The sequence below is a fragment of the Candidatus Campbellbacteria bacterium genome (genome assembly GCA_016699465.1).
Lineage (GTDB): Bacteria > Patescibacteriota > Minisyncoccia > Phycocordibacterales > EsbW-18 > EsbW-18.
Genome location: CP064977.1, coordinates 521,557 through 546,944, shown reverse-complemented (window position 1 = coordinate 546,944; position 25,388 = coordinate 521,557). Strand labels below are relative to the sequence as shown.

At 43.4% G+C, this 25,388-nt stretch carries 27 protein-coding genes and 1 tRNA gene; 11 read left to right on the top strand and 17 right to left on the bottom strand.

The features are described 5' to 3' along the window. Positions 1–38: 38 nt before the first annotated feature. From IPJ70_03080 to rpmH, 3 genes are read right to left on the bottom strand one after another with little or no spacing between them, the layout of a single operon-like run. Entirely contained in the window at positions 39–770 is a 732-nt protein-coding gene (locus IPJ70_03080) for a YidC/Oxa1 family membrane protein insertase (protein ID QQR82240.1), read from the bottom strand. 18 nt (positions 771–788) lie between these two features. Then, the gene (locus tag IPJ70_03075) at positions 789–1,118 is read right to left on the bottom strand and encodes a ribonuclease P protein component (GenBank protein QQR82239.1); all 330 of its coding nucleotides are present in this window, start codon (positions 1,116–1,118) and stop codon (positions 789–791) included. 15 nt (positions 1,119–1,133) lie between these two features. Continuing rightward, entirely contained in the window at positions 1,134–1,268 is a 135-nt protein-coding gene (rpmH, locus tag IPJ70_03070) for a 50S ribosomal protein L34 (GenBank protein QQR82238.1), read from the bottom strand. A 213-nt stretch (positions 1,269–1,481) separates the two neighbouring features. Between rpmH and dnaA the strand changes: the two genes are divergently transcribed. The 3 genes from dnaA to IPJ70_03055 all read left to right on the top strand — a co-directional run bounded on the left by dnaA (position 1,482) and on the right by IPJ70_03055 (position 4,446). Next, positions 1,482–2,849 (top strand): chromosomal replication initiator protein DnaA, encoded by a 1,368-nt coding sequence (dnaA, locus tag IPJ70_03065; GenBank protein ID QQR82237.1) that lies wholly within the window; start codon positions 1,482–1,484, stop codon positions 2,847–2,849. A 235-nt stretch (positions 2,850–3,084) separates the two neighbouring features. After that, a complete protein-coding gene (dnaN, locus tag IPJ70_03060; GenBank protein QQR82236.1) occupies positions 3,085–4,185 on the top strand; it encodes a DNA polymerase III subunit beta in 1,101 nt (366 codons plus the stop codon). A 3-nt stretch (positions 4,186–4,188) separates the two neighbouring features. After that, entirely contained in the window at positions 4,189–4,446 is a 258-nt protein-coding gene (locus IPJ70_03055) for a hypothetical protein (protein ID QQR82235.1), read from the top strand. 2 nt (positions 4,447–4,448) lie between these two features. Here the strand turns inward: IPJ70_03055 and IPJ70_03050 are convergent, their stop codons facing one another. Further along, on the bottom strand, positions 4,449–6,929 hold the full coding sequence (locus IPJ70_03050; GenBank protein ID QQR82234.1) for a PBP1A family penicillin-binding protein: 2,481 nt from the start codon (positions 6,927–6,929) through the stop codon (positions 4,449–4,451). A gap of 132 nt (positions 6,930–7,061) precedes the next feature. On the opposite strand from IPJ70_03050, the gene IPJ70_03045 reads away from it, so the two are divergent. Beyond that, on the top strand, positions 7,062–8,294 hold the full coding sequence (locus IPJ70_03045) for a tyrosine--tRNA ligase (protein ID QQR82233.1): 1,233 nt from the start codon (positions 7,062–7,064) through the stop codon (positions 8,292–8,294). A 38-nt stretch (positions 8,295–8,332) separates the two neighbouring features. Here the strand turns inward: IPJ70_03045 and IPJ70_03040 are convergent, their stop codons facing one another. The 7 genes from IPJ70_03040 to IPJ70_03010 form a co-directional block, all read right to left on the bottom strand. Then, positions 8,333–8,560 (bottom strand): hypothetical protein, encoded by a 228-nt coding sequence (locus tag IPJ70_03040; GenBank protein QQR82232.1) that lies wholly within the window; start codon positions 8,558–8,560, stop codon positions 8,333–8,335. Positions 8,561–8,760: 200 nt separating this feature from the next. After that, a complete protein-coding gene (locus IPJ70_03035) occupies positions 8,761–9,135 on the bottom strand; it encodes a four helix bundle protein (protein QQR82231.1) in 375 nt (124 codons plus the stop codon). 75 nt (positions 9,136–9,210) lie between these two features. Then, positions 9,211–9,681 (bottom strand): crossover junction endodeoxyribonuclease RuvC, encoded by a 471-nt coding sequence (locus IPJ70_03030; protein ID QQR82230.1) that lies wholly within the window; start codon positions 9,679–9,681, stop codon positions 9,211–9,213. Positions 9,682–9,780: 99 nt separating this feature from the next. Further along, positions 9,781–10,305, bottom strand: a complete 525-nt coding sequence (locus IPJ70_03025; GenBank protein ID QQR82229.1) for a YebC/PmpR family DNA-binding transcriptional regulator — start codon at positions 10,303–10,305, stop codon at positions 9,781–9,783. A 737-nt stretch (positions 10,306–11,042) separates the two neighbouring features. Beyond that, positions 11,043–12,068: a Holliday junction branch migration DNA helicase RuvB gene (gene ruvB, locus IPJ70_03020; protein ID QQR82228.1), complete on the bottom strand. Its 1,026-nt coding sequence runs from the start codon at positions 12,066–12,068 to the stop codon at positions 11,043–11,045. Between the two features lie 446 nt (positions 12,069–12,514). Further along, entirely contained in the window at positions 12,515–14,239 is a 1,725-nt protein-coding gene (locus IPJ70_03015) for a type II/IV secretion system protein (GenBank protein ID QQR82227.1), read from the bottom strand. 85 nt (positions 14,240–14,324) lie between these two features. Next, positions 14,325–14,669, bottom strand: coding sequence for a hypothetical protein (locus IPJ70_03010; protein ID QQR82226.1), 345 nt, complete (start codon positions 14,667–14,669; stop codon positions 14,325–14,327). 25 nt (positions 14,670–14,694) lie between these two features. On the opposite strand from IPJ70_03010, the gene tsaE reads away from it, so the two are divergent. The 3 genes from tsaE to IPJ70_02995 all read left to right on the top strand — a co-directional run bounded on the left by tsaE (position 14,695) and on the right by IPJ70_02995 (position 18,331). Further along, entirely contained in the window at positions 14,695–15,147 is a 453-nt protein-coding gene (tsaE, locus tag IPJ70_03005) for a tRNA (adenosine(37)-N6)-threonylcarbamoyltransferase complex ATPase subunit type 1 TsaE (protein QQR82225.1), read from the top strand. 2 nt (positions 15,148–15,149) lie between these two features. Next, positions 15,150–17,555, top strand: coding sequence for a hypothetical protein (locus IPJ70_03000; GenBank protein QQR82224.1), 2,406 nt, complete (start codon positions 15,150–15,152; stop codon positions 17,553–17,555). Positions 17,556–17,626: 71 nt separating this feature from the next. Continuing rightward, entirely contained in the window at positions 17,627–18,331 is a 705-nt protein-coding gene (locus IPJ70_02995; GenBank protein ID QQR82223.1) for a hypothetical protein, read from the top strand. A 29-nt stretch (positions 18,332–18,360) separates the two neighbouring features. Here IPJ70_02995 and IPJ70_02990 read toward each other — a convergent pair. Together IPJ70_02990 and IPJ70_02985 are read right to left on the bottom strand one after the other, a co-directional pair. Next, positions 18,361–18,437 (bottom strand) — tRNA-Lys (locus tag IPJ70_02990). A gap of 142 nt (positions 18,438–18,579) precedes the next feature. Next, the gene (locus IPJ70_02985; GenBank protein ID QQR82222.1) at positions 18,580–18,810 is read right to left on the bottom strand and encodes a hypothetical protein; all 231 of its coding nucleotides are present in this window, start codon (positions 18,808–18,810) and stop codon (positions 18,580–18,582) included. 187 nt (positions 18,811–18,997) lie between these two features. On the opposite strand from IPJ70_02985, the gene IPJ70_02980 reads away from it, so the two are divergent. Then, entirely contained in the window at positions 18,998–19,453 is a 456-nt protein-coding gene (locus IPJ70_02980; GenBank protein ID QQR82221.1) for an RNA methyltransferase, read from the top strand. Between the two features lie 112 nt (positions 19,454–19,565). Here the strand turns inward: IPJ70_02980 and IPJ70_02975 are convergent, their stop codons facing one another. The 4 genes from IPJ70_02975 to murE all read right to left on the bottom strand — a co-directional run bounded on the left by IPJ70_02975 (position 19,566) and on the right by murE (position 23,382). After that, complete coding sequence (locus tag IPJ70_02975; protein QQR82220.1) at positions 19,566–19,823, bottom strand: hypothetical protein; 258 nt, start codon at positions 19,821–19,823, stop codon at positions 19,566–19,568. Between the two features lie 113 nt (positions 19,824–19,936). Continuing rightward, complete coding sequence (locus IPJ70_02970; protein QQR82219.1) at positions 19,937–20,215, bottom strand: hypothetical protein; 279 nt, start codon at positions 20,213–20,215, stop codon at positions 19,937–19,939. Positions 20,216–20,813: 598 nt separating this feature from the next. Next, positions 20,814–21,782 (bottom strand): hypothetical protein, encoded by a 969-nt coding sequence (locus IPJ70_02965; protein ID QQR82218.1) that lies wholly within the window; start codon positions 21,780–21,782, stop codon positions 20,814–20,816. A gap of 286 nt (positions 21,783–22,068) precedes the next feature. After that, complete coding sequence (gene murE, locus IPJ70_02960; GenBank protein ID QQR82217.1) at positions 22,069–23,382, bottom strand: UDP-N-acetylmuramyl-tripeptide synthetase; 1,314 nt, start codon at positions 23,380–23,382, stop codon at positions 22,069–22,071. Between the two features lie 101 nt (positions 23,383–23,483). Between murE and IPJ70_02955 the strand changes: the two genes are divergently transcribed. The 3 genes from IPJ70_02955 (at position 23,484) to IPJ70_02945 (ending at position 25,350) form a co-directional block, all read left to right on the top strand. Continuing rightward, entirely contained in the window at positions 23,484–24,038 is a 555-nt protein-coding gene (locus IPJ70_02955) for a LemA family protein (protein QQR82216.1), read from the top strand. Between the two features lie 3 nt (positions 24,039–24,041). Beyond that, positions 24,042–24,914, top strand: coding sequence for a TPM domain-containing protein (locus IPJ70_02950; GenBank protein QQR82215.1), 873 nt, complete (start codon positions 24,042–24,044; stop codon positions 24,912–24,914). Between the two features lie 133 nt (positions 24,915–25,047). Further along, a complete protein-coding gene (locus tag IPJ70_02945; protein QQR82214.1) occupies positions 25,048–25,350 on the top strand; it encodes a hypothetical protein in 303 nt (100 codons plus the stop codon). Positions 25,351–25,388: the final 38 nt, after the last annotated feature.

Here is a 25,388-nt window from a genome sequence, read left to right as displayed (position 1 = left end):
GAGGGCGAGACCTTTTTGTTACATGTTATATGTTTTTGTTACCCGTTGTGTGTTTTTTCCATATCTATTTTTCTTCGTATCATTTTTTCTTGTGCAATTGAAAAAAGGTTACTCGTTGTCCAATAGAGAGCAACACTCGCAGGAAGTGCATACGAGATAAATACAATAACAATAGGAAGTACATACTTCATTTGTAAAGACATACTCTTTGCAAAATCAGCACCAAATCCTTGTTTTGACCCAACCTGAGGGGCCTTCATAAAGTACGCTTGAAAGAATTGTGCAATACCCGCAAGAATGGCGAGGGGTAGACTTTTTTGTGCAACATCAAGAAATCCTAGAAACATTGTTGAAATTGGTCCTGGGTTTGATACAAACGAATACAAAAAGTCTGGATTAATCTGGGGTAATCCTGTACGTACAAACATGTAGTAGAGTCCAAAAATAATAGGGATTTGAATGAACAAAAAGAAAATACTTGCAAATGGATTTACATTGTATGTTTTGTACAACTGCATCATTTCCTGCGCTTGTCGGGCCGAATCATTTTTAAATTTTGTTCGTACTTCATCCATCGCCGGTTGAATTTCCTGCATCGCCATTTGTGTACGAAGTGCTTTTTGTGCAAGAGGAAAGAGAATAAAACGAACAATAATAGTAAATACAATAACAATGACGCCGAGATCAGCCCACGGGAGCGCGTGCATGAGAAGAACAACCCCGTTATAGAGCGGTTGCGTAATAAGAGTAAAGAAAAATCCTTGTGACATGAGAGTATTGTACACGCTTTACAGCATGCGTCTAGTTACTGCACTATGTATCTCATTATATATTTCTGCAATACATAGCGTTTCTTTTTTTGTAAGAATAACAATGTAGTGACCCGTAAAAGATTTATTTTCTTTTAGAAGCATTTCAATTGCAGAATATATTTGTCTTCGAAGTGTGTTTCGAGCAGCTGCCGTGCGAATGTGTTTTTTAGGAATAACAACCGCCCACTGGTTTTTGAGTGGGGAAGTATGGTGTCGGATAAGAAAATGTGGCGTACGAATAACTTGTCCAGCTGAAAAGGCTGTATCAAACTGTTGTGTGGCGAGTCGTTTGTTTTTTGGAAGCATGAAGGCAGAGCGGCCTTATGCGGAGATCTTCTTTCGTCCTTTTGTGCGACGACGCTTGATCATTCGTCGGCCTGTTGATGTTCGCATACGAACACGAAATCCGTGTGTCATTGATCGCTTTCGTTTTTTTGGTTGATATTTTCGTTTCATAGTAGTGGGTGTGGGGAGGTTAGAGGTTGAAAGTTAGTGGTTGTTTTAGCTTAGGTGTTGGTAAAAGTGGTGAAAATCATTGACTTTTTTATTTTGTGTTTTATGTTACCTGTTTTGTATTTTTGTTGTCCCCATATTATTAACATAGTTTTCTCCTTTTCTCAAGCCCTTACTTTTTTGAATGAGTATATAATGACCAGGCACCAAAAACCTATGACTTCCATTTCACCAACAGACACAAAAACGCTATGGAGGGACGTTCTTGGAATAATCGAACTAACGGTCTCCAAAGCTGTGTTCCGAACATGGTTTAAAGATACACATATTGTCAAAATAGAGGATGGAGTGGTGTTTGTTGGAGTTCCAAACCTCTTTGCGAAAGATTGGGTGTCAGAAAAGCACCATAAAACAATACTTAAGTGCCTCCGAGACATTTCAGATACCATTCGATCTGTTGAATACATTATTTCAACAAAAGCCCCAAGTGATACAAAAATACAGTCATACATACAAGTTTCTCCCACAAACCCTTCCGATGAACTACCCCTCAAAGACCTCTATATCAATAAAACAGACAACCTAAACCCTCGATATACCTTCGACTCGTTTGTTGTTGGTTCGTTCAATGAGCTGGCCTATGCTGCCGCACAGGCCATTTTAGAACGACCAGGAACCCGCTATAACCCATTTTTTGTGTATGGACAGACAGGACACGGAAAAACACACCTTATTCAAGCTCTTGGAAATGAAATTCATAAAAAATTTCCTGATAAAAAAGTGTATTACGTAACATCTGAACGATTTGCACAAGACCTCGTAAACTCTATTCAAACAAATACCACGAGTTCTTTTAAAGAAAAATACAGAAAATTTGATGTACTCATCATGGATGACGTTCAGTTTCTTTCAAATAAAGAGAAAACCCAAGAGGAACTCTTCCATTTATTTAATGAAATCTATGATAAAAATGGTCAAATCATCTTTTCTTCAGATAGACACCCTAATTACATTCAAAGTATTGCAGACCGCCTCAAATCACGCTTTAACGCTGGTATGACGGTAGATATTCCTGCACCGGACTCTGAATCAAGAATGGCTATTGTTAAAACAAAGGCAGCAGAAAACAATATTGTATTATCAGATGAAATTGTTTCGTATCTTTCCAATTCTATGGAAGGAAACATTCGTGAAATTGAAGGGGCTCTCAACTCAATAATGTGCCAAATTCTCCTTAAAAAGAGAGACTTGAACATACAAGAAATAAAAGATGTTGTTAAAAATAATATTAAACCAAAAAAACTAGTTGCTGTGAAAGATGTAGTAAAGATTGTTGCTGGATTTTATAACCTTGACGAAGAGAGTATATATAAAAAGAGTCGTAAAAAAGAGGTGGTAAAGCCACGACAGGTGATTATGTACATTCTTCGTGAAGATTTTTCACTTCCATATCCAACTATTGGACAAAAACTTGGAGGACGGGATCACACAACAGTTATTCATTCCTATGAAAAAATTAAAGATGAATTAAAAACAGACCATCAATTAGAGCAAGAGATAACTCAGTTGCGTGCGATGTTATAAGTGTGGATATGTCTTGTATAACTGTGTGGAGTACATATGTACAAGTGAATTACAAAATGTGTTTCAAATGTTAATAAAAAGTATCTAAACATAAGAACACTATTTTTTATCCTTTTATATCTCCGTTCTATACATTCTTATTCAAATATCATGTTCTTAAAAACTCTTATTTCATCTATCAGTACACACTTATTCACTTATCCACGCTCTTAATAGTAATAATAATTTTTTATATATGAAAATACTCCTACAAAAAGAACAACTACATACAGCTCTATTAGCTACAGAAAGAATCACTGGAAAAAATCTTTCTCTTCCTGTTCTTCGATGTGTTCTTCTTGTTGCGGAGAAAAAAGAACTGGTGGTGCGAGCTACAAATTTGGACCTTGGAATTGAAGTGCACATTCCTGCAGATGTTTCTGAGGAGGGAACGGTAGCTGTTCCAGCAGATACGTTTGTAACACTTCTTTCAACACTTTCGTATGAAGGACCACTCACACTTTCTGTTATTGAGGATTCTGTGGTACTCACGACGCCAAAAAGTACAACTCGTATCGCAACACTTTCTCATGAGGATTTTCCAAGACTGCCAAAAATATCTGAAAATAACCTTTTTACGATACAGGCAAAGGATTTTGTGACGGGTCTTAAAAGTGTGTGGTGGAGTGCGTCAGTTTCAAGTATTAAACCAGAGCTTTCAAGTGTGTACTTGTATCCTGAAGGAGAGCATCTCGTGTGTGTTGCAACAGATTCGTTTCGTCTTGCTGAAAAAAAAGTAAACATCTCAAAGATAGAAAAACTCGAAACACTACTTATTCCTCTTAAAAATGTAACAGAAATTATTCGTCACCTTGAAAATTATTCAGGAGACGTTTCAGTGTTTGGAGATGTAAATCAAATTGGGTTTATGCTTGGAAATGTGTATATAACATCACGTGCTGTTGATGGAGTATTTCCAGATTACAAACAAATTATTCCTAAAGCGTTTGAAACAGAGATGACATTACTCAAGCAAGATCTTGGAGATGCTCTCAAACACGTTAAAATCTTCTCAGGGCAATTTAATAAGCTTATGGTGATGATTGACCACGCAAAGAAGCAATGCGTTGTGCAAACGCAAAATGCAGAGTCTGGAGAGAGTAGTATTTCACTTGATGTAGCGGTTACTGGTCCAGATATTCAAATGAGTTTTAATTACGCATACATTCTTGATGCACTTCAATCAATAGCAACAGATTCAGTAACATTACAATTTGCAGGCGTCGGTAAACCGACACAACTACGTAGTGTCGGAGATCAATCGTTTGTGTACATTGTGATGCCAATGAATAGATAAATTATGAAGGGAATACTCGATTTTCTTTCTCGGTATAAAGATATTACACCTCCAGATATGGTGGTGCGAAAAAAACTTATACAAATTATTGAAGAAAAAACGTCAGTACAACTACAAGAAAAAGATATTCGAATAATTGGTCCAGTAGCATACTGTATTGCAGAAAGTGGACTAAAAAACGCACTCTTCCTAAAAAAGGGAGTTATACTCCAGCAACTCGAAGAATCACTTGGAAAAAAAGTAGTGCGCGATATTCAATAGTACTACTTAACGGTAAATGTTTTTGAGATACCTACTTTTGAACCGTCTTTTTTGTAGAAGACGAGATATAGTGCGTGTACTGTTTCAGATGGTGAAAGAAATTGAATAGGAAATGAAAGAGAATATGACCCTCGAGTAACATCAGACAACTGAGTAGAATCTATAAATACGTCGGTGGTTGTATTTGTGTAGTCAGCGGGTAGTGTAAGTTTAAGAGAAATAGTGTCATTTTTTTCATACGACGATGCGAGCCCTGAAATACCTATAGAGGTTGAATTAGTGCTTGTTTGTGAAGAAGATAGGGGGCTAGTAACAATAGTTTTTGCGCCAGATACATATCCATGTTGTGCGGCCCATGATCGAATGGGATATTCCCAGTATGCGTATTGAGGGTCAGAACCAGGGTTACTTGGAACAGGACCTGTTGGATCATCTTTGTCTATCCAATACAAAATAGAGTGAACATTTTGTACTACTTCTGTTTTACGAAATACGTCAGGTGTGCTTTGTGTTGCGGTTGCACCGGTTCGTGAATCAATTTCATGAGCGACACCCCCTTGCCAAATTCCATTGAGAATTGGTTTTGTTGTTTTTGATACTGTAGGAGTAGGGAATGAGGTATCAGGATATTTTTGTAGAGCAACTTCCATAAAACGATGCCAGAGTGGCGCAATAACAAAACCAGCAACTTTTTTGTCGATAGAGGTGTTGTCATTATTTCCTCCCCACGCACCAACAGAGATATTGGGTGTATATCCAATAATCCACACGTCGCGATAATCGTTCGTTGTTCCTGTTTTTACCGCAACATCAGTACTTGGAAAATATAACCCAGACGCAGAACCAAATGCGGGAGTACGAGCAACGTTGTCAGACAAGACATCTGATAGTTGCAGTGCAATATTTTGATCAAGGACACGAGAAGGGTGTGCGGTAAATTCTTCCAAGATAGTTCCATCAGATTTTTCTACTTTAAGAATAGCCGTTGTTTCGTTGCGCACGCCTTCGTTTGCAAAAACACCGTAGGCACTTGTGAGATCGAGGAGTGTAACTTCTCCTCCTCCAAGAACGAGGGTAAGTCCATAACGCGATGCATCTGTAAGAGTTGAAATACCCATATCGCGCGCGGTTTTAATAGAATTAGAAATTCCGGCAATATAGAGAGCTTTAACTGCTGGAATGTTTACCGATTGTGCGAGTGCGTCACGAATACTCATTGGTCCACGATACTTTCCATCGTAGTTTTCTGGGTAATAACACGGAGAGGCACTTTGAGTGCTTTGTACAGAACACGATGTTGAGAATTGTGTAGGAAGATCAAAGAGAACCGTTGCGGGTGTAAGTCCCTTTTTAAATGCGGTTGCATACACAAACGGTTTAAACGCAGAACCAGGCTGTCGTTTTGCGGTTGCAATATTTACATTACCGTCAATTTTTGTGTCAAAGTAATCACGCGAACCAACCATTACAAGAATTTGTCCTGTTTTTGGGTCAGTTGCTACAAGTCCAGCATTTTCTGCTTTAAATTTTGCTTCGTTTTCAAACGCGCCTTCCTTTACAATTTTTTCAGCTTGTTCTTGTAGTTCGTAATCAAGAGTTGTGATGACACGTAGACCATCTTCTTCAAGTGCAGTCTGTCCATATTTTTGTTCCAAGTATTGGCGAACATAAAATACAAAGTGAGGAGCAAGAAGTCCTTTTTCTGGTCGAGGTTTGAACGCAACAACCTCTTTTTTTGCCGCGTCGTACTCTTCTTGAGTAATAAATTTGTCTTCGAGCATACGACTCAACACAAGATTTTTTCGGCTCTCGAGTTTGTCTACATTGTTGCCGTATGGAGAATAGAATGTCGGCGCTTGTGGTAGTGCAGCAATATAGGCAGCTTCAGCGAGAGTCACATCCTTGGCACTTTTATGAAAAAAGCCCTGACTTGCTTCTTCAACACCGTACAAACTTCCTCCGTAGGGCGCTTCATTGAGATATAGGTTAAGAATTTCATCTTTCGAAAGATTTTTTTCTAGCTTAAGTGCGAGTACCCACTCTTTTATTTTTCGCGAGATTGTTTTTTCCTGAGTAAGAAGAGAGTTTTTTACCACTTGTTGGGTGATAGTTGAACCACCTTGACTGTATTGCAATGAAAGAATGTTAACGAGAACTGCTCGGAAAAACGAACTCCATTTAATACCGTGGTGCTGATAGAATTCGGCGTCTTCAATAGCAACTGTCGCATTTTTTATATGTCGAGAAATTGAATCAAAGGGAATCACTGTTCGTTGTGCGTTTTCATGCAAGTCGTAGAGGAGCACTTCACCTGTTCGGTCGTAAATCTTTGTTGATTGTTCTACTTTTCGTTCCTCAAACACATCAAAATTGGGAAGACGGAGTGTTGCTGCCCATAGTAATACAATTCCGCCGATAAACGCACCAAGGCCAAGAATAAAAAGTGTTGCTGTGTAATAAGGGTTATGTTTTGTATGTTTCATATGTGATGTATAACACCAAGTATAGCTCTATTTGTATAGGGAGTCATTATAATTTGTTCAATAGCTTCTTACCTCAAGTTTCTTACCTCTAAACTTCCAACCCGCCAGTATTTGGGGTACACTACTACATGTATGGCAGTAAAAAAAGCACACACGGCTGTTATAACTGACCCTCAACGAATTCAAGAGGTGTTGTTGCGAGGTGTTGTTGAAATAATTTCAGCAGACAATCTTAAAAAGAAGCTCGAATCGGGGAAACGTCTTCGTATAAAGCTCGGTATTGATCCCACAGGCTCAAATCTCCACATTGGTCATGCTAACAATCTCTTAAAATTACGTGATTTTCAACAACTTGGACATATTCCAGTACTTATTATTGGGGACGCGACGGGTGTTATTGGTGACACGTCAGATAAAGAGTCGGAGCGCCCCATGCTTTCCCAAAAAGAAGTGAAGGCAAATGAAAAAACATATCTTAAGCAAATTGGAAAAATTATTGATCTCTCGCGAGCAGAAGTGCATCACAACTCAAAATGGCTTAATACATTATCGTTTGCAGAGATTGGTGAACAAGCAGACCAGTTTTCAATTTCTGATTTTATTGCCCGAGACATTATTAAGCGTCGATTAGTTGCAGGAAGACGCGTTTCACTACGCGAAACACTCTACCCACTAATGCAAGGATACGATAGTGTCGCAATTAAGGCCGACGTAGAACTTGGAGGGACCGACCAGCGGTTTAATATGCTTTCAGGACGAGTGTTACAACAACACTACAAACAAGAACCACAAGACATCATGATTATGGAGCTTCTCCCTGGAACAGACGGGCGAAAAATGAGTAAAAGTTTGGGAAATACTATCAATATTTTTGATACACCAAATACCATGTATGCGAACACAATGCGTGTGCACGATGATTTGATGATGAAGTATTTTGAAATTTGTACTCGCGTACCAGGAGAAGATGTTGCATGCCTCCAAAAGGAATTCGTATCTCGTCCACGAGAATTAAAAATGCGTCTTGCTCGAGAAATTGTAACGATGTACCACTCTCCTGATGCTGCACAGAAAGCCGAAGAGGAGTTTGTAAAGGTGTTTAGTAATAGAGAACTTCCTACAACAATACCAGAAGCATCTGTTGGCGATTCAACATCACTAGAAGATGTTCTTGTACAAGAAGGTGTTGTTCCTTCAAAGTCAGAAATACGACGCCTTGTTGAAGGGGGAGGGTTGCGTGATGCAGAAACGGGAGAAAAAATTCAGGAAGTAAAAATGCCGATAGCTAAGTCAGTCATTCTTCGTATAGGAAAGAAAAAATTTCTCAAAATTACTGTCAAACGCGTTCTAAAAAAGAAGGAATAACAAAAACCACCCTGAGGGGTGGTTTTTGGTAGAGAACGCTATAGTTCTTCGTCCCCAAAATCATCTGAAGAAAGGCCAAATTCATCGGCCTCCTCATCATCCTCGTCCTCTTCACTGAGTGGATCGAGTGGTTTTGGTGGGACAAGGTCGCCCCCCTCTTCGTCTGGTTCTACAGGAAGAGCGGTATCGTCGGTGTCGTCCCACGGAGAGAGCAGGTCGTCATCATCCGTAATGGTTGGTGACAAGGTTGTGTCTGCATCAAACATAGGTTGCTGTTATGTGATAATCTCCTGCAAAAATAGTGTGAGTGCAGAAGTGAGTACTGTTGTATCAAATCATGCGCAAGAGTTCAAGTGGTCAATGTGGCCACCGTGGATAATATGGGGACAACGATATGGGGAAGTATGTAGTAGTTGGTATGCAAGGGGTGGTATGTGGTAGTTGGTATGTGGGGGTGGCATGTGGGTTATGAAATCGGACGGGAAGAAACGGTTTTGATGAGTGCCGTTAGCATTTTTCCTATTGAAACAATTTGTTCAAAAATGAGCTGGGTATTTTGCTCGGGTACATATCCAATATCTTTTGCGAGCAACACTTGTGAATAAACTTCACGTAATGAAGATTGTGCAATGTGGTAAAACAGGACCTTTTCTTTTGAAAAATTTCTCCCGAAACCTTCAGTAATATTTGATGAAACAGAAACTCCTGCTCGTCGTAGTTGACCGGCCAAACCAAACACCTCTTCTTTTGGAAAAGGTGCTCTTGTTTTATATAACAAAATGGCAAGTTGGTGTGCCGATTGCCAGACACGGAGATCGGTAAAATCTTTTATGGTGTTCATAACAAACGCTATACATCATGTACATAAAATTTTTCTAAACCCACACACCACATACCACATACTAGCTACCACATACTACTTGCAACTCACCATGTGTGTAAGGGCTACAGCAATAGCATCGTATTCATCATCGCGTATTTTTTTATTTGGAATTGAAAGAAGTTTGTGGAGCATACGGGCAATATCATCTTTACTTCCACGACCGCTTCCTGCAACAGCAACCTTTATTGCCTGTGGTGCATACTGATGGGCGGAAATGTGAGCATCGGTTATCGCAAACAAAAGTGCTCCACGTGTTTCGGCCACGTGCATAGCTGTTTTTTGATTGTTACTAAAAAAAAGTGTTTCAAGTGCAACGTTGTCAGGTGTATAGGTGTGTAAAATATCTCGCACATGAGACACGGCGGCGTGGAGGCGAGTTTCAAAATCGTCTGCTGAACATGTTTCAAAACACTCAGAAAAAATAATCACTTGTTTTTGTCGGTCGCCTTCAAGGAGTGCAATACCAAGTCGGTCGTAGCCGGGATCAATACCAAGAGTAATCATAAAAGCACAAAGTTCAAAGCACAAAATCCAAAAAATGTTTCAAAGTGTAATAATTTCATAATTTTTTGAGCTTTAAATTTTGGATTTTGAGTTTTTGCATCATTCTGCATTTGTATACACCTCCTGCACATCGTCGTTGTTTTCAAGTTCTTCAATAAGTGCAGAAAGTTTTGCGCCATCTTCTTCTGAAAGGGGAACGGTGGTTGTTGGTGTCCAACCCTCATGTGTTTTTGTAAATGCCCAACTTGCAGAACCTGGGGCTGCGAGTGCAAGATCGTGTTCTGAAAGAAGATGTTTCATTTCCTGGGAAGTCCGGTTTTTACTATCGGTAAGTCCTTCAATAATGAGCGCACATCCACCTGGACCAAATGCTTCGTACACAACTTTTTCATCAGCGGCTGTATTTTGCGCACTTTGTATTGCGCGGTCGATGTTATCTTTTGGCATATTCGCCGTACGTGCTTTTTCTATTGCCGCTTTAAGCGTTGGCGCATTGAGGTCACCCTTTGTGATGCGGGCCTCAGTCTTAATTAATTTTACTAATTTGGTAAACAACTTACCGCGCTTTGCGTCAGTAGCTCCTTTTTTTTCTTTTATTTGACTCCATTTATTGTGGCCGGACATATGAATAGAATATTGAATATAGAATGTGGTTGGGACATAGAGAGTATACCAAAAAAATCCCCGCCGCGGCGTAAGCCGGGCGGGGCCTGGGGAAGAGGCGACTATTTTTACGGATGGAGCTGCTTCTCGTATTCCCGTCCTTCCTCCTGGACGCGGGCGAGGAGGAGACCCCATGCTTCTTGCTGTTCAGACGGCGTCATTGTTCGGTCGCGCATGTACATCGTGAGTGTGATGACAACGTTCGAAGTGGCGATTGGGTTCATGTTGCCACGGAGCACGGTGAGTGTGCAGTTGACTGCGTGGTTGACGGAAGCAGATGCGCTGGGTGGTGCGGTCATGGCGGGCTCCTTGCTCGGTAGACCTGCATTTTGACTAGAACGACGCGAGGGGTGATGACAGAAACAGATTGCGTCCACTGAAGAGCTTCTGGTAGGATAATACTTAACTTTTTTGAGTATGTCAATAGTTATCGCTAGATAAGAAAAAGCCGGACGTGGTCCGGCTGGTGGAAATCCTTTGGTCCGTCGGGCGCATGGGACAGCTTCCGCGTGTTTCCTGTGTGTCATCGAACAGGTCAATGACCGCAAACTTGCGTTCGCGCACGCTTCATATCCCCCTAGGAATTAAGGATGGCATTCCCCAAAGAACTTCCATTGGTTATGATAAAGGCGATGTTTCTTTAGGTCAATCTCTACGGTGGATAACTGTAGCGGCGAGATTTAACCTCGCCCACACTGTTACAGTAACGAATCTTGAGATGAATTGTCTTTATCAATGTGGGCACGACCTTTGCTTGTAATGAGTCGTCCGCGAGGTGAGCGTTCAATAAAGCCAAGTTGCATGAGGTAGGGTTCGTACACCTCTTCAATGGTTGCAGGGTCTTCTGAAAGGGAAGCAGCGAGTGTTGAGAGTCCAACTGGTCCACCATTGAACGTCGTCACAATGAGTTCTAAGAGTTTTTGATCAGTGGGTGTCAGTCCCTTATCATCGATGCCGAGGAGTGTGAGTGCGTCGTGCACAATGGGGAGGGACAGTTTTTTCTTGTGTACCTGAGCATAATCACGAGCACGTTTGAGTAAATAGTTTGCTGTGCGTGGTGTACTGCGACTTCGTTGTGCAATTTCATGGAGTGCATCGGCATCAGCCTCAACGCCAAGTAAGTGTGCTGAACGTGTGAGGATAGTAAAAATTTCTTCGTCAGTATAAAACTCGAGTCGAAACATCCCGCCAGAAAAACGTGAACGAAGCGGCGCGGAAAGAAGCGCAATGCGTGTCGTTGCTGCAATAAGTGTGAACGGAGGAAGATCTAGTTGCACTGTGCGCGCGGAAGGACCTTTTCCAATGATGATATCAAGACGTCCGGACTCCATCGCAGGGTATAGCACTTCTTCAATTGCAGGATTGAGCCGGTGAATTTCATCAATAAATAAAATATCATTTGCGGAGAGGTTGGTGAGTAGGGAAGCAAGGTCACCAACGCGTTCAATTGCAGGTCCTGACGTAATTTTTATTGCAGCATCGAGTTCGTGTGAAATAAGGTGTGCCAATGTTGTCTTTCCAAGACCTGCGGGGCCATAAAAAAGGATGTGTTCAGGTGCGTGTCCGCGCTCTTTTGCCGCTGAAAGTAAAATATGCAAATTATTTTTTGTTTGCGCCTGTCCCACGTAATCATCCCAACGAGTTGGGCGTAATGACGCATCCAAAAAGACATCATGAACCTCTGGCGTAGTCTCTCGGGCGGGTTTTTGAGAGGGGCTTGACATATCAGAGTGGGTATGCTAGGATACTGTTGTTCTTTTAAGAAATAGATGTGGTAGGGGTAGGCGCACAAAAAGTCCTCGTACGAGGGATTTTTGTTTCGCTGAAAGAATTTTGTTTGCTAACACAGCAAACAGGCGAGAAACCTCTAAGCAAACGTCATGGTCACATGCACATAGTGGGTGAGGATCCGTTGGTTGTCTCGATCTCGCATCGAGATAGCGAACAGTCTCCTTAACAAACAATGTGGTTTTGCTTAGAGATTTCTCTTCTGTTGAATTTACCTACACTCAATAGTACCCGTTTTAATGAATAAAGAAAGCCACACTATGCACTGGAGTGTGGCTTTCTTGTTTTGTAAAGTTTTTGTTTTTTTAACTTCCAATTTTTAACTACTAACCACTAACTTCTAGTACGTTAGAACGCTTCTTTTGCGTTTTGTCTACGTATTTTAGATTTCAGGAAGTGGTGTTGGAGTTTCTGGGGTTGTTGTTTCAACGCTCAAATCAACCACGCGCATAATTTCGTCCGTGGTTGTTTTTCCTTCGAGTACTTTGATCACTGCGTCTTGGGTCATAGTGAGCAATCCCTGTGCGTCGGCAACTTTTCTAATCTCGCGCTCGCTCGGTGATGATTCAACAATTTCTTCGATTGCTGAGTTCACCACAATTCCTTCATACAACCCCATGCGTCCCTTGTAGCCAAGACCATTGCAGGCTTCACATCCTTTTTCGCTTGCGTGCCACACCCGTTCTCGCTGAAGTCCTGCAATTTTTGTTGTATCCACAACCGTACCAAGTACGCGTTCGATTTTTTCTTTCTCATCGCCCTCAAGTGGTACTTCTTGTTTGCAGGTTTCGCATAGTTTTCGTACAAGTCGTTGTGCAAGTGCGAGTGAGAGCGCAGAGCCAAGGATGCGGGGATTAATACCAACGTCGATGAGTCGAGTGAATGCACCCGCTGCGGAGTTGGTGTGGAGTGTTGAGAACACAAGGTGACCAGTGAGTGCGGCGTGAATCGCAATTTCGGCCGTTTCATTGTCTCGAATTTCACCCACCATGATGATGTCAGGGTCTTGTCGAAGTGCGGCGCGCAATCCGCTTTGGAATGTGTAGTCGTGATTGCTGTCCACTTGTGTTTGTACGACACCTTTCAAGTGGTACTCAATTGGATCTTCGATGGTGATGATTTTAATGTCGGGCGTGTGCACTTTTTTGAGAAACGCGTAGAGTGTCGTCGTTTTTCCTGAACCGGTTGGACCCGTGGTGAGAATGAGTCCGTTTGGTTTTGCAATCGCTTGATTTACTACCGCAAACAAATCATCGCGCATGCCGAGTTTTTCGATGGACACAGAAATAGAATCAGGGTTGAGAATACGCATCACAATAGACTCGCCGTACTGTCCTGGGAGAATAGAGGTACGAATTTCAATGCTGACATCTTTGAAGTTGATACTGAATCGTCCGTCCTGCGCCTCACTTTGTACGTTGAGTTTAAGTGCAGAAAGTAATTTGAAACGAGAGAGTACGAGATGATATGTTTCTGCGTCAATATTTGCAACGTCAGCAAGCACACCGTCCAGACGCATACGAATACGCACGCTGGTTTCTTCGGGTTCTATGTGAATGTCGGATGCTTTGGTGGCAAGGGCACTGGAAAGGAGCACCTCAATGATACGAGAAATGCGGTGCGTTTTTTGCATGCCAAGCGCCTCTTCAAAGAGTTTTTTAATATCTTCAAGGTGGCGAACTTTGGAAACGAGCTCAGTCATGTCTTCGCTACCCACATCAAGCATTCCTTTTTTGCTTCCGGCACTGTAGGAGAGGTCTTTGTATCTATCCCAAATAAATTCCAAACTTTTTGTTGAAGTGAGAAAGAGAGTTGTTTTGTATCCGCGATTTTCCAGCTCGGCAAGAGCGGACTTTGTGGCTGTATTTTCTGGTGCGTGTACAGCAACAGAGACAACTTTTCCAGTTATTCCAAAAGCAGCAAGCATGCCCTCACGAGCTAATGCTTCAGGAACAAGAATGAGTGCGTCTGGGTTAATGGGGGTTGCCGAGAGGTCAACGTAGGGAAGAGTATATTTTTGCGAAAGCACCTGCATTAACTCCTCTTCTTCTTGTTCGCGTAGTTGTTGAAATTTTTTATTTTGTTTGTCTTCGTCAAAAATAACCATACCTATAGTGTACCCAGCACTTAGCTTTTTTGAAAGCTACGTGCTGGGTGTAGCAAATAAAGTGAAGAAAAAAGAAGAAGGTCGCCTACGGGGCGACCTTGTGAGAAATCCTCGAAAAAATCTCGAGGGCAACGTGTGTGTGCGACGGAGGCCGCTTGCCTCGAAGTGCTGCACTGCGCATCTTGGCGATAGCGGACTTCCATCGACCGGCTACGGCAACCTCTTTGAGGAGCATGAGTTTCTCGAACACAGGCTCTTTCTGGGACATGCAGATGAGAATCTCGCGGTTCCACCCAAGGGTGCGTAGTCCAAACGCGACGTGGATGGGGTCTTTGTCGCCGGGTATCCGTTCCACAAGTAGGTTCCTCCAGATTAGTTCTTGTCTACGTGTGAGCATACCACATGCCACCATTTCATCAATAAACGACACACCAATGAGGTGCTACAATGTCCATATGAAAAGGGTAGAATGTCGGTCACTTGAAGAGGTGAGTACGCTTGCGCGGGCTTTTGTAGAGACGCTCGAATGTCTGGACGGTGGTGCGACACTCGTTGTTTTGAAGGGTGATCTTGGCGCAGGGAAGACGGCATTTGTAAAAGAGGTCGCGCGGGTGCTTGGTGTAACTGAACACGTAACGAGTCCAACGTTTGTCATTGAAAAACGATATGGACTTAATTCCAATGACCAATATCAAATATCAAATTTCAAATCGCTCGTTCACATTGATGCGTATAGAATGGAAAGCGCACATGAGCTTGAAGTGTTGGGGTGGCAGGAGCTCCTTCGTGAAGGAAAAACATTAGTGATGGTCGAGTGGCCTGAACGAGTTGCAGAAAGTATTCCTGAGGGAGCGCGCGTTGTTGTGTGCGAGTTTGTAGATGAAACAACGCGCGCGTTTACACTGTAAGTATGGCAAAAGTTCCAACAAAAAAAACTGTAAAAAAAGAAACAAAACGTCTTGTGCTTCTTGATACGCATGCCATTATTCACCGTGCATATCACGCACTTCCTGATTTTGCATCTCCTACAGGAGAGCCAACAGGTGCGCTCTATGGTCTCTCGGCAATGTTGTTAAAAATGGTGGCAGAACTCAAGCCGGATTACATTGTTGCTGCGTACGATTTACCAAAACCAACGTATCGGCACGAAGCGTTTGTTGGATACAAAGGAACGCGCGCAAAAATTGAAGATGATTTGGTACGACAAATTGAACGTAGCCGTGATGTGCTCAAGGCACTTTCAATACCACTGTATGAGTGTGAAGGATTTGAGGCGGACGATGTGTTGGGCACGATTGTTGAGCAAATGAAAAAACGGGATGATATTGAAATTGTTATCACCTCGGGTGATATGGATACGCTTCAGCTCGTGGATGGAAATCGGGTTCGTGTGTTTACGCTTCGCAAAGGAATGCATGACACTATTTTATACGGAGAAAAAGATGTGCAGGCTCGTTTTGGATTTGGTCCAAAATTGCTCCCAGATTACAAAGGTCTTCGCGGGGATCCATCCGATAATATTCCAGGCATTGCAGGTATTGGTGAAAAAACAGCAACAACACTTGTCACCACATTCGGTTCGCTTAAGGATATATACACCGCACTCAAAAAAGATGAGCAAAAAGTTATTGCATCTGGAGTTACTGCACGCACAGTAAAACTCCTACAAGAAGGGAAAGAAGATGCTGAATTTTCAAAAATGCTTGCAACGATTCGTCGTGATGTGCCGATTTCGTTTGTGTTGCCAGAAAAAACATGGAGCGAGAGTGTGGACACATCTGTGGTTACGACACTTTTTACCGAACTCGGGTTTCGGTCGCTCACAGCGCGTCTCAAGGAGCATTTTGGTCGTAGTGAAAAACTTTTTGAAGATGCACCAGAGCCAGTAAAAGAAATAATTTCAGCACGCGATCTTGAAGAAGCACGCCTCGGGTTGTGGTTGCTCAATTCAGATATGACATCGCCCTCTGAAGAAGATATTCTCGCGTATGCAAAAACAGAATCACTTAAGGTTGCACACACAAAAATTGTCGCAGATCTTCACAAGGAGGGACTCACACCCCTTTTGGAAACAATTGAAAAACCGCTGACGCCCGTACTCACAAAAATGACCGATGTGGGTATTCGTCTCGACGTTGAGTATCTCAAGGAGTTGTCGCGAGATTATCACAGTGAATTGGACGCGCTTGCTCGTAGAATTTACCAGCATGCGGGGGGTGAATTTAACATAAACTCACCTCGACAACTCGGGGATGTCTTGTTTGAAAAAATGGGATTGAAGGGTGGCAAAAAAACATCAACAGGACAACGCTCTACGCGAGAGTCGGAGTTACAGAAGCTTGTTGATGCACATCCGATTATCAACGAAATTTTAGAGTATCGAGAATTGCAAAAACTACTTTCAACATACATTGATGCGTTCCCGTCTCTAATTGGTGAAGATGGGCGCTTACATACAACGTTCATGCAGATGGGAACAACAACAGGACGACTCTCTTCGCAAAATCCAAATTTACAAAATATTCCAATACGAACAGAACTCGGTCGCGCAGTGCGTGGAGCATTTGTCGCTGAAAAAGGATATGCACTCGTGGCATTTGATTACTCGCAGATTGAATTGCGCATTGCCGCAATCATGTCGCGCGATGAAAAATTGGTGAAGACGTTTCACGAAGGTGGAGACATTCACACAACGGTTGCGGCAGAAATTTTTGGTGTTGCCCCAGAAGATGTCACCGTGGATATGCGACGGACAGCAAAGGTGATTAACTTCGGTATTATTTATGGCATGGGTGCAAACGCACTCGCCGCCACAGCAAAGATGTCGCGCAGTGACGCACAAAAATATCTCGCGGAATATGAAAAAACATTTGTTGGGTTGCGGGAATACATTTCTCGAGCAAAGGGCGAGGTGCGTAAAAAAGGTTATACAGAAACACTTTTTGGGCGCCGACGGCAACTCTCCGCCATTCGTTCACCGTTGCCATTTATGCAGGCCGAAGCAGAGCGTCAGGCGGTGAACGCACCAATTCAGGGAACGTCCGCAGATATTATTAAAGTTGCGATGATTCGCGCAGACGAGTACATTACAAAAAATAATCTCTCACCAGATGTGCGGTTAGTGTTGCAAATTCATGATGAACTTATTTTTGAAGTACGTGAAGACAGTGTCTCAACAATTGTTCCTGTGATGAAAGAGATTATGGAGACGGCACTTTCACCAGAGAAGGCAGGAGGCGTTCCTGTTCTCACAGAAGCATCGTCAGGAAAACGTTGGAGTGAGATGAAGAGAGTAAGCACAAAGCTCAAAGTATAAAGCTCAAAAAATAACCAACGTTCCAAACCAATCACCAACTTCTCACTCCTAACTTCCAACACCTATTATTTATGTTATACGTCCTTCACGGAACAGATAGAAAAAAAGTGAGAGAGAGGTCGCATGAGATTCTCAGCGCTCTTGCTCTTAAGCGCCCACACGCGCAGGTGTTTCGGCTTGTGGATGAAGGAGCAACACCAGATCGCCTCCGGGAGCTTGTAGAAAGTAAAGGGCTTTTTGAAGAAAAATATATTGTCATTGTAGAGTTTGCTCTCGGCATCGAGGCGTTTAGCGACGCTGTTGTAAAACTAGCGCAAGCACTCGCAGAATCTGAGCACATATTTGTTATTCTCGAGGAAAAACTTTCTACACCACTTCGCAAAGCACTTGAGGAGCACGCAACAAAAGTACAGGTATTTGATGTGCCAAAAGAAGAAGAAAAAAAGTTTAATGCATTTGCTATAGCAGATGCATGTGCGCGTCGTGATAAAAAAAATGCGTGGGTGCTATTACAGCAGGCATTTCGTGAAGGCAAGGCCTCTGAAGAAATTCACGGAATTATATGGTGGCAATTCAAAACACTTGCTCTTGTGGAAATGGGGGACACTGAAGGAATGAAATCATTTTCAATTACCAAGGCACGAAGTGCGCTTACTCGTTTTTCTCACGAAGAATTGCATAAGCTTACACACGAACTTGTGACACTCTACCACGAGGCACGACGTGACGGCCCCCCACTTGAAATTGCTCTGGAGAAATGGATTTTAGCTTTGTAAAAACAGCACCTGTGTGCTGTTTTTACGAATGGTCCGCCCGGTTGGATTCGGACCAACGACCCACTCCTTAAAAGGGAGGTGCTCTACCAGGCTGAGCTACGGGCGGATATATCTATTACTAGTGGAAACAGAGACACTGTACAACAAAATGCGTTTTCAGACAAACGTTTTTTACTGTTTGGGTAAAAAGATAACACCCCATCACACTTTCGAGTGACGGGGTGGATAATACGTGAACCGCGGTGTTGCTAACGCTTCCGCGGAGCTGACTTGTCGGTGTTCAGTAGCGCTTCCGGCAGGATGACGGGTTCTTGGAGTTCGACGTGAACTCCTGGGGGAAATTCTTCACCCTCGATCTGCATTGACGCAAGAACAGATTCAAGAATGGCGTTTCCAACCATCTTGGAAAGCAGTTCTCGCGACATGATGACGTGAGTGACGCCACCCTGTCCATCGTCGGCGGTAATTCTATGGTCCATAGGACCCCCTTTGTTGTTTTCTATTTTACATTATATAAGATATAATATAAATAGTCAAGCTATGCGGTAGATCACTGTCATTAATTAGGGAACGGTTTCTGTATCAATAGTAGGATATGTTTTATTGCCGCATGTTTTTTGCTACATCCTACATGTTTTGTGTTTCGTGTTGTATGCTACACGCTACATGAATACGTACGTCATTCTCGATAACATCCGAAGCGTGCACAATGTGGGATCTATTTTTCGTACGTGTGACGCTGCGGGTGTTTCAAAGTTGTATCTGTGTGGCGTGACACCAACACCCGTTGACCGTTTCGGGCGCAATCGAAAAGACCTAGCAAAAGTTGCTCTTGGTGCGCAAGATTGTGTAGCGTGGGAATATGCCGAGGAAACAAATGACGTCATACAAAAACTTACAAAAGACGGTGTGCGGGTTATTGCCGTTGAGCAAGACCCGCGTTCAAAACCTTGTACCGATATATCGGTACAAGGGCCTGTTGCGTTTGTGTTTGGTAATGAGGTTGGCGGAGTATCCCATGACGTTCTTGCAGAATGTGACGAAGTGATTGAAATTCCAATGAAAGGAAAAAAGGAATCACTCAATGTATCGGTAGCCGTGGGAATTATTTTGTTTCGGTAACTGTCCACGATACTTACGATCGTGAGTATCGTGTGCGGTGCTTATTTTTTGTCAGGTAAGAATACGGCCCGCGTTGCGTGCGGGCCGCTTGTGGCTTGTTGGACGAATCTTTCTATTCGCCTCCGAAGAGTTCGCCGATCTGCTTCTCCAGCGCAACCTCCTCTTCCGGCGTCAGGGCAGGTGGAGGAACGAGTTGGTTGTGAGGCTTTAACCTCAAGCGTAGATCGGCGTAGCCTTCTCCCCTCGGTGGCCGGTTACCTCCTTCGTTGAGGTGGAGGGCGGGAAGATCTGTCTGGAGCGCTAGGATTTCTTCGGCAGTCATGATTCTCCCTAAGTCACCATTTTCCAAAGAGACACGTGGTATTTTCATACGAACTCCTTTTGGTGATAGTGCATCTGGAACGAGCGTATCATGTAGAACGTTATTTTTCCATCGTCAATTTTTATAAAGAAAAGGCCGCCTTTGTGGGGCGGCCTGGGATGTCATTCTGAGAACATCTTGCCGATGAGTGTGTCAAACGACCGACGCGATTCTTCGAGTCGCGCCTCTGCCGTTCGGGCTTGCTCCAGTGCCGTGTCGTGTTGCATCTTGAGGGCTGACTCAGAGTTATTGCTGGCTTCTTTGAGTCGAACCAGCTCTCTGTGGGCCTCTTCCAGATTTGCTTTGAGGGTGGCGACCTCTCCCTCAAGCATGTCCGTCAGAACTTCGTAGGAAACCAGTTTGAGTTTCAGTGGCAGTCCCTTGAGCGCTTCGATTTTCATGGTGCCTCCTTTGGTTGGTTTGTTGCACGTCCGACGTCATTAATACTTGAAAGTGGCGCTCTTGTCAATAATAGAAAAGAAGAGGGCGGACCCTCTTCTTGTGCAATGCTGCGTCCTACATGAACCATTCGGGGAGCCCAAGCACGTCTCGTGGGTTGAGGTGGCTGTAGCCAAGGAACACTGTATATGTAGTGTTTCCGTCCTCGATTATAACGTATGCCCCGAGATGACTCCTCCCGTGCTTCATCGGGAGTTCAAAGCGGATCGCTTTTTGGCGAACGATCTTACCAACCGATCGCCATGATTCAGAGTTGGTTCCGTTTCCCATGCGTGCTCCCCAGAAAAATTCAAAGGTCGCATGAGAGGGTAGTCCTGTGACCCGCGTCCCCGGAGTGACACTCTTGATCACACCGTAAAAGGCCGGGTTCCTATTGACAGTTATCAGTAGCGAACTTCCACTGCGGATTTCTCCGATAAACTGTCCATCAAAGCACTTTTCAGACGTGGTGGGCATGAGCCCCTCCTGTTGTTTGGGTGTGTCTGGTGGCACGATACCACGCAAATATAGTTTTGTCAGTAGATAGCTTTTGGGGGAAGATTAGTAGAGTTTGAGTATGTCTACCACTTTTCCGGAGTCATCGATGAGGGCAATTGCTTCGCGCTCATTTCTCCACACGTCTTTATTTGATCCTAAGAACAAACGCCACGTGTCTCCAAAAAAATCACTATCTGTTTTATGGAGTTCGAGACATCCGTCGTATGTGGAATATTTTTTTATGAATGCTTTACAGATACTTGGTGTTGTACTTGCGTATGATCCACGTTCACATGAGCGAGCGCTTTCTATTCCGTCCATACATGTGTCGTACGCATCGGTATTGTGAAAGGCACTCGGCGTAATACCAAAAGTGGAAAGATTCTCGTTTTTAAGAGAGGGGCATGAGCGGGTAAGTGGTGGTGAAATGGTGTATCTCGGATCAATGTAGCCCGTGCATTTATTTTCCAAAAATCCTGTGTTGATACCAACGGCGTATCGTGAGTTGATGATGGCGCGCTCTCCTGGCGCAAGAAATACATTTTGTTCGTGTCGCTGTGGATAGGCACCCTCAAGAAGGGCAACACCTTGTGGAATTGAAACACGTGTTCCTGAAATGATACTTTCAAGTTTCCATCCAGAAATAACAATAGGCGCTGGGTTGTTGCTCGATGCTGCGACAACGACGTATTCTTCGCGCGAACTGTCGGTATAGGTGTTGCCGTACTCAAGATTCACCATGCCGTAATAAGGTGAACGATTTTTTTCGTCGAGTGCTTTTTGTGTGGCTTGTGAAATACTTAAGAGTTCTTGCGCAATGCGATCGAGTTCACCTTGTTTGTATTCGGCGTCGCTAATAGTGCCGTCATTATTGCTATCGTATGATCGTGTGTATGCTGCAGGACCTTGATTTGTGCCGCCGAGAAGACTAAATGATCCAGGGTTTCCAAGGAGAGGGCCACTGTCTTGAACATAGGAAACAAAAAAGATTGCCGCGACGATGAAGAAAATAAATTTAATGAAGTCGTTCATCCCGTTAGAGATAGAAAACACAACGTGTTTTCATTGCTATTGAAATAATACATGTATAGTAGCTCTTTTTACCCAAAAAAGAAGTGGAACGCATAATCGAAGAATCTCTAACGGGATTCATAAATAATGGAGGGTTGGAGGTTGGAAGTTGGGAGTTAGTGATTAGTTTTGGTTTGGCTATTTGATATTGTTTCGGGTTTCGATATTCGGATTTTTTAATATGCCTATTTCAGCATATTCTTCAGTTCCTCTCTCACAATAGTGGCATCATCCCAAAGTAATAGGGTTAGGGGTTGGAGTTTGGTGGTTGGTTTAGTGAGTTTTGTAATTCTTCGCGGACAACTGTGGCATCGTCCCAAGCCTGCTTACTTCCGTTTGGTCCCATAATAAATGGGTCGGTGCCTTTTCCGGTAATAAGAACAACAACGCGTTGGCGGGTGTTTGCAGATGACATTGTTTGAGCCATGTTGAGTGCCTCGCGGAGCGCCTGTCGTCTATCAAGAATTATAGAGAGTTTTGTTTTGTCTTGAATACCTGCCGACATTTCTTCAAGAATTTTTTCAGGATCCTCGTCATACGGATCTTCATTGGTGAGAATGATATGTTCACAGGAACGTTCGGCTATACGTGCCATCTCGGGACGTTTCCATGTATCACGTCCACCACCGGTGTTTCCAAGAACGCCAATAACTCGTGCAAGAGAAAATGCTTCGTACACACTCTTGAGTGAATCAGGTGTGTGGGCGTAATCGACGACAACATCAAACGCTTGACCTTCGCGAATAAATTCTGCACGTCCGGGAATGCGCGTTACGTGCTCGAGTCCTTCTTTGATGTGTCGAGCTAGAATGTTTTGACTACGCGCAAATGCGGCAGCTGCGAGTGCATTGTATACATTAAAAAGTCCTGGTATAGAAAGGTGAATACGCGTGCCCTCGAACCCAAACTCGTATCCGCTGGTTGTTTGGGTGTATGGTTTTGCGTCAGTAAGTCGAAACGGAATTGCGCGGTCAGCACCACATTCCAAAAAGAGGTGCCCCTCAAGGTCGTCTGCATTAGCGATAATCGCAGTATTTTTTTTGTGTGACCGTGCAAGTTGGCGCGCAATAGAAAGTTTTGCGTCTTTATATTTTTCAAATGAACCGTGTGATTCAAGGTGTTCTGGTGCAAGATTGGTAAAAATGAGAGCGTCCATGTCGATCCACTTTTGGCGAAATTGTTTTGCGCCCTCACTGGTCATTTCTATAATTGCCCAATCACACTGTGCGTTGACGGCATCTCGGAGAAATTTTTGAACAAAGAATCGTCCGGGCATGGTCATTTTGTAGAGGTTGCGTGTTTCGGTGTCGGCAATTTTAAATCGAATGGTGCCGAGTACGGCGGTTTTGTGTCCGCTTGCTTCGAGAACCGCGTTTACAAGTTCTGCGGTTGATGATTTACCTTTCGTGCCGGTAATGCCCACGACGTGTATGTGGCGTGAAGGAAATCGATATATAACAGCCCCTACAAGTGAGAGAAGGTAGTGGTACGTAGGTTGAAGCTTCTGGAAGAGCTGAGAAGGGATGAATTGCTTAATGAAACGAAGTATTGTATTGAGCATACCCAAATCATACCGTATTTGTGTTAAAAAACATTATTTTGATTTTGTGAGGTGTCGGCGATATACTACAAGGTATTACAAACCTCTTAGGTACTACACATATGAAAAAAACATGGCTTATTATTCTTGCGGTTGTCGTTATTCTCGGCGGTTTTTTGTGGTCAACATACAACTCACTTGTAACACTCAATGAGCAGGCGGATGGCCAATGGGCGCAAGTTGAAACACAATACCAACGTCGTTTTGATCTTATTCCAAACCTTGTTAATTCAGTGAAGGGGGTTATGGCACAAGAGCAAAAAGTGTTCGGTGATCTTGCGGATGCGCGTACAAAGTATTCTGGTGCGCTAACACCTGATGAAAAAGCAGCCGCAGCAACACAGGTTGAAGGCGCGCTCGGACGCCTCCTTGTTGTTATGGAGAACTACCCACAACTTAAATCTGCAGATACGGTACAAACACTCATGTCTCAATTAGAGGGATCTGAAAATAGAATTAGTGTTGAGCGAAAGAGGTTTAACGATATTCTCAAAGAATTTAATCTCCGTGTAAAACGTTTTCCAGGAAACTTCATTGCTGGCTTGTTTGGATTTTCTGAACGAGCGTACTTTGAGTCGGTAGATGCAGCGGCACAAGCACCAGAAGTACAACTTTAATCCATGCGTCGATTTGCCTCATTTTGTTTTAGTGTCTTGTTTCTAACGAGCGCTATATGTGCGTATGCATATACAAGTCCAGGCGCTCCGTCAGGATTTGTAAATGATTTTGCAGGGATTCTTACCGTGGATCAAAAGACGGAACTCGAAACAAAACTCGATGCATTCCAAAAAGCAACAACAAATGAAATTGCGGTTGTTACCATTTCCTCACTTGGAGAAGATACTATTGAAAACTATGCTGTAGAACTTTTTGCTGAGTGGGGAATCGGAAAGAAGGGAAAAGACAACGGACTCCTTATTCTTGTTGCACCAACAGAACGAAAAATGCGGATTGAGGTTGGGTATGGGCTTGAGGGAGACATTACCGATGCGCAAAGTTCTTGGATTATTAATGACGTGATGACGCCTGCATTCAAGAACGGCGACTATGCTGGTGGTATTAACGGTGCGGTGGATGCAATTATAGGAGCACTTTCCGGAGGAGAGGCACTACCTGAAGCTTCCCCTGAAACAAATGGTGGGTTTTCAGTTGATTTGTCTTTCTTTTTTTATTTTATCCTTGTGTATATTGCGAGTGTTCTCGCGCGCTCAAAGTCGTGGTGGGCGGGTGGAATCATCGGCGGGGTTATCGCAAGCATTATCTGGCTTTTCTTTGGTTTTATGTTTGCAGGTCTCATCGCCTTCGTACTCTTAGTACCGTTCGGTCTCCTGTTTGATTTTCTTGTATCAAAAAAATACACACAACATAAAGCAACAGGTTCTACTATTCCGTGGTGGATTGGCGGTTCTGGAAGTGGTGGGAGTAGTGGAGGGGGCTTCGGAGGATTTGGTGGAGGAAGTTCTGGTGGGGGAGGTTCATCTGGAAGCTGGTAATATCTCCTTCGTTTAGAGGCACAATCCAAGAAAAACGGTCATATTGACTTCTTATTTTTTATTGGTACAATTTCTCTCAGAATAATCTCAGTAAAGCCAAAGGAGGAACATCGTGCTGACACCTAAAGAGTGTTTGGACCGGCTCGAACGTGTTGGGCCGGATGAAGTGGCAATCGCAAAGGAGGGAATGAAAATTTTCCAAGAGATTTGGGGGAGTGTGGTCCTCTCTCTTGAAGAAGGGGCGATTTCAGGCGCGTCGGAAGCGCAGTTTCTCGACCCCCTCGACGGCGCGAACGGTCTGTGGAAAAAGGTGGTGGAGCGCTATCCGCGAATTTTTCTGCGGGGAGCGTTCGTTGCAACGGTGAAAGAAAAACTCCCCGGAATTTACAGGGAGTGGGAACTCCACACTCGTCGCCACAAGCAGTGGCTGGCCTGAGATTTTGGCCCGCGCGAAGTACTTCGCGCGGGCCTTAT

Bases quoted from the DNA above. Each gene is read 5' to 3' on its own strand.
- IPJ70_03080 (QQR82240.1), bottom strand. From the start codon at position 770: ATGTCACAAGGATTTTTCTTTACTCTTATTACGCAACCGCTCTATAAC.
- IPJ70_03075 (QQR82239.1), bottom strand. From the start codon at position 1,118: ATGCTTCCAAAAAACAAACGACTCGCCACACAACAGTTTGATACAGCC.
- rpmH (QQR82238.1), bottom strand. From the start codon at position 1,268: ATGAAACGAAAATATCAACCAAAAAAACGAAAGCGATCAATGACACAC.
- dnaA (QQR82237.1), top strand. From the start codon at position 1,482: ATGACTTCCATTTCACCAACAGACACAAAAACGCTATGGAGGGACGTT.
- dnaN (QQR82236.1), top strand. From the start codon at position 3,085: ATGAAAATACTCCTACAAAAAGAACAACTACATACAGCTCTATTAGCT.
- IPJ70_03055 (QQR82235.1), top strand. From the start codon at position 4,189: ATGAAGGGAATACTCGATTTTCTTTCTCGGTATAAAGATATTACACCT.
- IPJ70_03050 (QQR82234.1), bottom strand. From the start codon at position 6,929: ATGAAACATACAAAACATAACCCTTATTACACAGCAACACTTTTTATT.
- IPJ70_03045 (QQR82233.1), top strand. From the start codon at position 7,062: ATGGCAGTAAAAAAAGCACACACGGCTGTTATAACTGACCCTCAACGA.
- IPJ70_03040 (QQR82232.1), bottom strand. From the start codon at position 8,560: ATGTTTGATGCAGACACAACCTTGTCACCAACCATTACGGATGATGAC.
- IPJ70_03035 (QQR82231.1), bottom strand. From the start codon at position 9,135: ATGAACACCATAAAAGATTTTACCGATCTCCGTGTCTGGCAATCGGCA.
- IPJ70_03030 (QQR82230.1), bottom strand. From the start codon at position 9,681: ATGATTACTCTTGGTATTGATCCCGGCTACGACCGACTTGGTATTGCA.
- IPJ70_03025 (QQR82229.1), bottom strand. From the start codon at position 10,305: ATGTCCGGCCACAATAAATGGAGTCAAATAAAAGAAAAAAAAGGAGCT.
- ruvB (QQR82228.1), bottom strand. From the start codon at position 12,068: ATGTCAAGCCCCTCTCAAAAACCCGCCCGAGAGACTACGCCAGAGGTT.
- IPJ70_03015 (QQR82227.1), bottom strand. From the start codon at position 14,239: ATGGTTATTTTTGACGAAGACAAACAAAATAAAAAATTTCAACAACTA.
- tsaE (QQR82225.1), top strand. From the start codon at position 14,695: ATGAAAAGGGTAGAATGTCGGTCACTTGAAGAGGTGAGTACGCTTGCG.
- IPJ70_03000 (QQR82224.1), top strand. From the start codon at position 15,150: ATGGCAAAAGTTCCAACAAAAAAAACTGTAAAAAAAGAAACAAAACGT.
- IPJ70_02995 (QQR82223.1), top strand. From the start codon at position 17,627: ATGTTATACGTCCTTCACGGAACAGATAGAAAAAAAGTGAGAGAGAGG.
- IPJ70_02985 (QQR82222.1), bottom strand. From the start codon at position 18,810: ATGGACCATAGAATTACCGCCGACGATGGACAGGGTGGCGTCACTCAC.
- IPJ70_02980 (QQR82221.1), top strand. From the start codon at position 18,998: ATGAATACGTACGTCATTCTCGATAACATCCGAAGCGTGCACAATGTG.
- IPJ70_02975 (QQR82220.1), bottom strand. From the start codon at position 19,823: ATGAAAATACCACGTGTCTCTTTGGAAAATGGTGACTTAGGGAGAATC.
- IPJ70_02970 (QQR82219.1), bottom strand. From the start codon at position 20,215: ATGAAAATCGAAGCGCTCAAGGGACTGCCACTGAAACTCAAACTGGTT.
- IPJ70_02965 (QQR82218.1), bottom strand. From the start codon at position 21,782: ATGAACGACTTCATTAAATTTATTTTCTTCATCGTCGCGGCAATCTTT.
- murE (QQR82217.1), bottom strand. From the start codon at position 23,382: ATGCTCAATACAATACTTCGTTTCATTAAGCAATTCATCCCTTCTCAG.
- IPJ70_02955 (QQR82216.1), top strand. From the start codon at position 23,484: ATGAAAAAAACATGGCTTATTATTCTTGCGGTTGTCGTTATTCTCGGC.
- IPJ70_02950 (QQR82215.1), top strand. From the start codon at position 24,042: ATGCGTCGATTTGCCTCATTTTGTTTTAGTGTCTTGTTTCTAACGAGC.